Source organism: Novosphingobium sp. B-7 (genome assembly GCF_000410615.1).
Classification (GTDB): Bacteria; Pseudomonadota; Alphaproteobacteria; order Sphingomonadales; family Sphingomonadaceae; genus Novosphingobium; species Novosphingobium capsulatum.
In genome coordinates this window covers 22919-28520 of record NZ_KE148362.1, presented here as the reverse complement: position 1 = coordinate 28520, position 5602 = coordinate 22919, and the positions used below count along the sequence as shown (strand labels likewise).

Below are 5602 nucleotides of genomic sequence, written 5' to 3'. Positions count from 1 at the left end.
CCACCGATCGCACCACCGATGTTGGCCCACACCAGCACGCTGGCAGCCTGCGGCTGGGTATAGCCGAAATCGGCCACGATCTTGGGGCTCCACTTGAGGATGTAGTAGAACGTGATGCAATGCAGCGAATAGCCCAGCGTCAGCAGCAGCGTGGTGCCGACCAGGCCGGGCCGCAGGATATCGAGCAGGCTGGCCCGCGGCGCACCGGTTTCCACCGGCGGCAGTGCCTGCGCTGCCGGCAGGCGTAGCGCGGCGAGCGAGCGGTTGGCCCGCGCCAGGGCATCGGCCGGGCGGCTGACCAGGAACCAGGCCGGAGTTTCCGGCACCAGGAAGAACACCAGCGGAATGAACACCAGCGTGGCGATGGCGCCGAATTCGAATACCACGCGCCAATCGCCGCTTTTCAGCAGCAGCGCCGCGATCGTGCCACCCACCGTGGCGCCGATGGGATAGCCGATCACCATCAACGACATCGCCAGGCTGCGGCCCTTGTTGCTGCAGATTTCGGCCGTGACCGCGTTGATCGCCGCCAGCATGCCGCCGATGCCGAGGCCGGTCAGCAGGCGCCACACCCCCAGCGAATAGGGATTGGCCGCAGTGGTCGCCAGGCCCATGCCCACGGCCATCACCACCAGGCAGCCCAATACGGTGGGACGCCGGCCGAACCGGTCTGCCGCGCCGCCCAGCAGGATCGACCCAAAGCCCATCCCGATCAGTTCCATCGACAGGACCACGCCCAGCGCATCGCGCCCGATGCCCCATTCCTTGGAAATGCCCGGCGCGGCAAAGGCGCTCGACAGCACGTCGAACCCGTCGAGCGCATTGAGGGCGATCATCAGCGCCACGGCGATCCACTGCCGCGTTCCCATCGGGGATTGGCGAATCACCTCGCGCGGATCGTGCAACATCGTATCTCTCCCGTCCGCGCCCGGCTGACGCGTTATTGCTATGGTTTATAACATGCCGGAGCGATCTGGCTACTCGTGAATGCGCGCCAGCAATTCCAGCAACAGTTTCACTTCCTTGTCGGAAAAGTGGCGCTTCACCCAGGCCTCATGCTCGCCAATCGCGAACTTGGCGCGCGAGAGCATGGCCTGGCCTTCAGGTTCCAGGAACAGCGCCTGCTTGCGCCCGTCCTCGGCCGATCGGTCGCGCCGCAGATAGTGCTTGGCCTGAAGGCGGTTGATGATCGCCATGGTGGTGGCGCGGTCCATCCGCAGGCGCTGGGCCAGGTCGGTCTGGGCAATGCCGGGGTGATCGTCGACCAGCCACAGCACCGAAACCTGCTTCTGCGTCAGGTCCAGCTCGGTGAAGGTCTCGGTAAAATGGCGCAGGCAGGCGCCATGGGCCAGGCGGATATGAAAGCCCAGGATGCCGTTGATTTCGCCGATATCGGCCTCTTCGCCCGGTGGCGGGGTCACCACATCGGCAAACTTGTCCTTGATCAATGCCTGCTCCCCATTGCCTTGCGCATCAGATAAGCGCAATTGTTAGCCAACCATACAAAACTAGCAGGAGGATGCCAGTGTCTCACTTTCCCGCCTCGCCCAGCTTTACCGGCTTCAACACCCCGTCGCGGGTCGAGGCCGACATTGCCGACCTGGCCCACGATGGGGAAATTCCCCGCGAACTGAACGGGGCGTTTTACCGCGTTCAGCCAGACCCGCAATTCCCCCCGCGCCTGGGTGACGATATTGCCTTCAACGGCGATGGCATGATCACCCGGTTCCACATCCACGATGGGCAGGTGGATTTCCGCCAGCGCTGGGCCCACACCGACAAGTGGAAACTGGAAAAGGCCGCCGGCAAGGGCCTGTTCGGCGCCTATCGCAACCCGCTGACCGATGACGAGAGCGTGCAAGGGCAGATCCGCTCCACCGCCAATACCAATGCCTTCATCCACGCCGGCAAGCTGTGGGCAATGAAGGAAGACAGCCCCGCCCTGCTGATGGACCCGGCCAGCATGGAAACCATCGGCTTTGAAAAGTTCGGTGGCCGCATGACCGGCCAAACCTTTACCGCCCATCCCAAGGTCGATCCGGCCACCGGCAACATGGTGGCGATCGGCTATGCCGCCAGCGGCCTGTGCACCGATGACGTGACCTACATGGAAGTAAGCCCGACCGGCGAACTGGTGCGCGAGGTGTGGTTCAAGGTGCCCTATTACTGCATGATGCACGACTTCGGCATCACGCAGGACTATCTGCTGCTGCACATCGTGCCCTCGATCGGCAGTTGGGAGCGGCTGGAGGCGGGCCTGCCGCACTTCGGCTTTGACACCACCAAGCCCGTTCACCTGGGCGTGATCCCGCGTCGCGACGGCGTGACCCAGGAAGACATTCGCTGGTTCACGCGTGACAACTGCTTTGCCAGCCACGTGCTCAACGCCTGGCAAGAGGGCAGCAAGATCCACTTCGTCACCTGCGAGGCGAAGAACAACATGTTCCCGTTCTTCCCCGATGTGCACGGCGCCCCGTTCAACGGACGCGAAGCGATGAGCTATCCCACCGATTGGGTGGTGGACATGGCCAGCAACGGCGATGCCTTTACCGCGATCGAGCGCCTGTCGAACACTGCCTGCGAATTTCCGCGCATCGACGATCGCTTTGCCGGGCAGCATACGCACCACGGCTGGTTCCTGGAAATGGACATGCAGCGCCCGGTCGAGCTGCGCGGCGGCAGCGCCGGCGGGCTGTTGATGAATTGCCTGTTCCACAAGAACTTTGCCACAGGCGAAGAGCAGCACTGGTGGTGCGGCCCGGTCAGCAGCCTGCAAGAGCCGTGCTTCATCCCGCGCAGCAAGGACGCGCCCGAAGGCGATGGCTGGATCGTGCAGGTGTGCAACCGCCTGGAAGAGGCCCGCAGCGACCTGTTGATCTTCGATGCGCAGGCGATCGCCCAGGGGCCGCTTGCCACCGTGCACATCCCCATTCGCCTGCGCTTTGGCCTGCACGGCAACTGGGCCGATGCGGCCGACATCGGCCTGGCGGCATGACCGCGCCATGCTATGACGCATAACGATCTGGCCGATGGGAGAGCATGCATGATCAAGCCCGAACTGGAATTCGTCTATGAGGCGAGCGGCGATCTGGAGCCGCCGCGCCAGATCGGCCAGACCTATGACGGCGCCCGCCGCATCATTCCCATCGTCGGCGGCGGGCGGGTTGAAGGGCCGCTGATCCAGGGACAACTGGTCGGCAATTCCGCCGATTGGCAGCTCACCCGCGCCGACGGGGTAACCGTGGCCGATGCGCTCTATGCGATCGAAACCGACGATGGCGTGCTGATCCAGATCCGCAACAAGGGCCTGCGCCACGGCCCGCCCGATGTCATGGCCCGGCTTGCCGCCGGCGAGGAAGTCGATCCGGCCGAATACTATTTCCGCACCGTGCCCGAATTCATCGCGCCGGTGGGCAAGTATGAATGGATGAACCGCTCGATCTTCGTATGCAGCGGCGCGCGCTATCCCCTGGGCATCAAGCTGTGGGTGTGGCGCGTTCTGTAAGGTTGCTTGTGGTTTCCACCACCCCCCGACCCCCTCCTCTGAAGAGGAGGGGGTCGGGGGGTGGTACGAAGCCTGTCACAACGCCGCCCCCCTCACGCCCGCGCGCGCAACCCGGCCTCGTCCCGCGCGCTGCGCCGTGCGATCAGCAGCATCAAGACCACGATGGGAATGGCCACGGCATTCATCGTCAGCATGGCGTGGGTCAGGTTGCCCGTGGCATCGGAAATCAGGCCCACGGCATAGGGGCCGATACCCATGCCCACGATGGTCATCGTCAGCAGATAGAGGCTGGCGGTGATCCCCCGCATGCGCGGCAGCACCTGGTCATACATGATGGCATAGAGCGGTGGCATCCACCCGGTCAGCACCAGGCTGTAGATCGCAAAGTGCCAATAGAACGTGGTCGGATCGGGCGAAAGGTACGTCCAGAACGACAGCAGCGGCGAAACCCCCATGGCAAACAGCGCGACCAGCGCCCGGCCCGAAGACGGCAGGCGGCGGTGCAGCAGATCGGCCAGCGGCCCCCAGATCAGCGGGCCGACAATGCCCATCGCCGCTGACAGCAGCCCGAACTGCAGCGCGGTGTCCTTCATCGAAAGGTGATAGGTCTTGATCAGGAAGCTGGGGTTGAACGCCATCATCCCATAGTTGATCGCCGATTGCAGTGTGCCCACCGCGATCGCCATGATCAGCGTGGGCGATCCGGCAATCACGCGAAAGGCCTGGGCATCATCGGCGCGCATGCGCTGCATCAGGTTGACCAGCACGAACAGGCCAAAACCGATCACGCCCCATTGCAGGCTATGCGCATCGACCGTGATCGGCCCCAGCGGCAGCGGCGGCCGGGCCGACAGGCCCCGGCAGATCACCGCCAGCACGGCCATGACCGCCGCGATCCCGGCCAGCGCCGCCAGGTTGGTGGCAAAAGCCGCAGCCTTGGCGCGGCGCAGCGCCATGGCGATCCAGTGCAACCCCGGCGTCACCCCACCGAGCAGCGCGATACTGGCGCGAAACGGATGCGGATCGACCGGCGCGGGTATGCCATCCATCGCCCCGCGTGCCGGTTCCTTCATGGTGCCGACGAATGCGGCAAGGACGAAACCAGGCGCCGCCGCCACCAGAAACGCAAACTGCCAGCCTTTGAGGCCGAGCGGCGCGCTGCCCCCCGCCCAATGCTCGGTCCAGGCTTGCGCGGCAACGCCACCCAGAATCAACGAGCCGCCCAGCCCCAGCGCAATCGCCGAGGCCATCACCGCCATGACGAAACCGCGCCGGTGCTTGGGCCAGAAATCATAGATCAGCGACGTGCCCGCCGGCTGGGTAGCCGCCTCGCCAATGCCCACGCCCAGCCTAGACAGCGCCAGCAGGCCAAAACTGGTGGCCAGGCCCCCCAGCCCGGTCGCCGCCGACCACAGCACCAGGCTGATGCCCAGCAGCCGGGTGCGCGTCCAGCCATCGGCCAGGCGCCCTACCGGCAGCGAGAACAAGGCATAGAACAGCGCAAAGACAGTGCCATAGAGCAGCCCCATCTCGGCATCGCCCACGCCCAGGTCGTGCTTGATCGCCGGGGCCAGGATCGCCAGGATCTGGCGATCGAGCAGGCTCATCGCATTGGTCAGCGCCACCAGCACCAGGGCATACCAGCCCCCGCGCGCGATCGTGCGCGATGGGCCGGCTGCGCTATTGCTCTCTGTCATGCTCAGGCCAATGCCGCAGCGATGGTCTGGGCGATCGGTGTGGTGGGCCGGCCGATCAGCGCGCTCAACGTGCGGCTGTCGTCAAACAGTTGGTCCTTGCTCGATTCAAAGCTGGAATTGGCCAGCATCTGCGCCAGGAAGCCAGGCAATCCCACCCCTTCGAGCGCGGCGGCATAATCGGCCTTGGACATATCGACATAGGCCACCGGCTTGCCCGCCTGCCGCGCCACTTCGGCCGCGAATTCCGCCATGGTAAAGGCGGTATCGCCCGCCAATTCATAGACTTCGCCGCCCTTGGCGCCGATCAGCGCCTGGGCCGCAGCCGCGGCATAATCGGCCCGGGTGGCGCTGGCGATGCGGCCCTGCCCGGCCGCGCCCAGAATGGCGCCGTGGGCAATCG

General features: G+C 65.1%; 5 protein-coding genes and 1 pseudogene. 2 read left to right on the top strand and 4 right to left on the bottom strand.

The window, feature by feature from the left end; genetic code table 11:
- Nucleotides 1-908: MFS transporter (locus H926_RS27700; RefSeq protein WP_051146375.1), on the bottom strand; the 908-nt coding region annotated here is incomplete at its 3' end.
- Nucleotides 909-977: 69 nt separating this feature from the next.
- Entirely contained in the window at nucleotides 978-1448 is a 471-nt protein-coding gene (locus H926_RS0114250; protein ID WP_022676914.1) for a MarR family winged helix-turn-helix transcriptional regulator, read from the bottom strand.
- Between the two features lie 77 nt (nucleotides 1449-1525).
- On the opposite strand from H926_RS0114250, the gene H926_RS0114245 reads away from it, so the two are divergent.
- Together H926_RS0114245 and H926_RS0114240 are read left to right on the top strand one after the other, a co-directional pair.
- Nucleotides 1526-2995 carry a carotenoid oxygenase family protein gene (locus H926_RS0114245; protein WP_028658022.1) on the top strand — a complete coding sequence of 490 codons (1470 nt, stop codon included), beginning with the start codon at nucleotides 1526-1528 and terminating at the stop codon, nucleotides 2993-2995.
- A 48-nt stretch (nucleotides 2996-3043) separates the two neighbouring features.
- The gene (locus H926_RS0114240) at nucleotides 3044-3505 is read left to right on the top strand and encodes a DUF3237 domain-containing protein (RefSeq protein WP_022676912.1); all 462 of its coding nucleotides are present in this window, start codon (nucleotides 3044-3046) and stop codon (nucleotides 3503-3505) included.
- A 92-nt stretch (nucleotides 3506-3597) separates the two neighbouring features.
- On the opposite strand, the gene H926_RS0114235 is transcribed toward H926_RS0114240, so the two are convergent.
- Both H926_RS0114235 and H926_RS27695 read right to left on the bottom strand, forming a co-directional pair.
- Nucleotides 3598-5202 (bottom strand): MFS transporter, encoded by a 1605-nt coding sequence (locus H926_RS0114235; protein ID WP_022676911.1) that lies wholly within the window; start codon nucleotides 5200-5202, stop codon nucleotides 3598-3600.
- A 2-nt stretch (nucleotides 5203-5204) separates the two neighbouring features.
- Nucleotides 5205-5602, bottom strand: a pseudogene (locus H926_RS27695) (KR domain-containing protein); the annotation flags it as partial.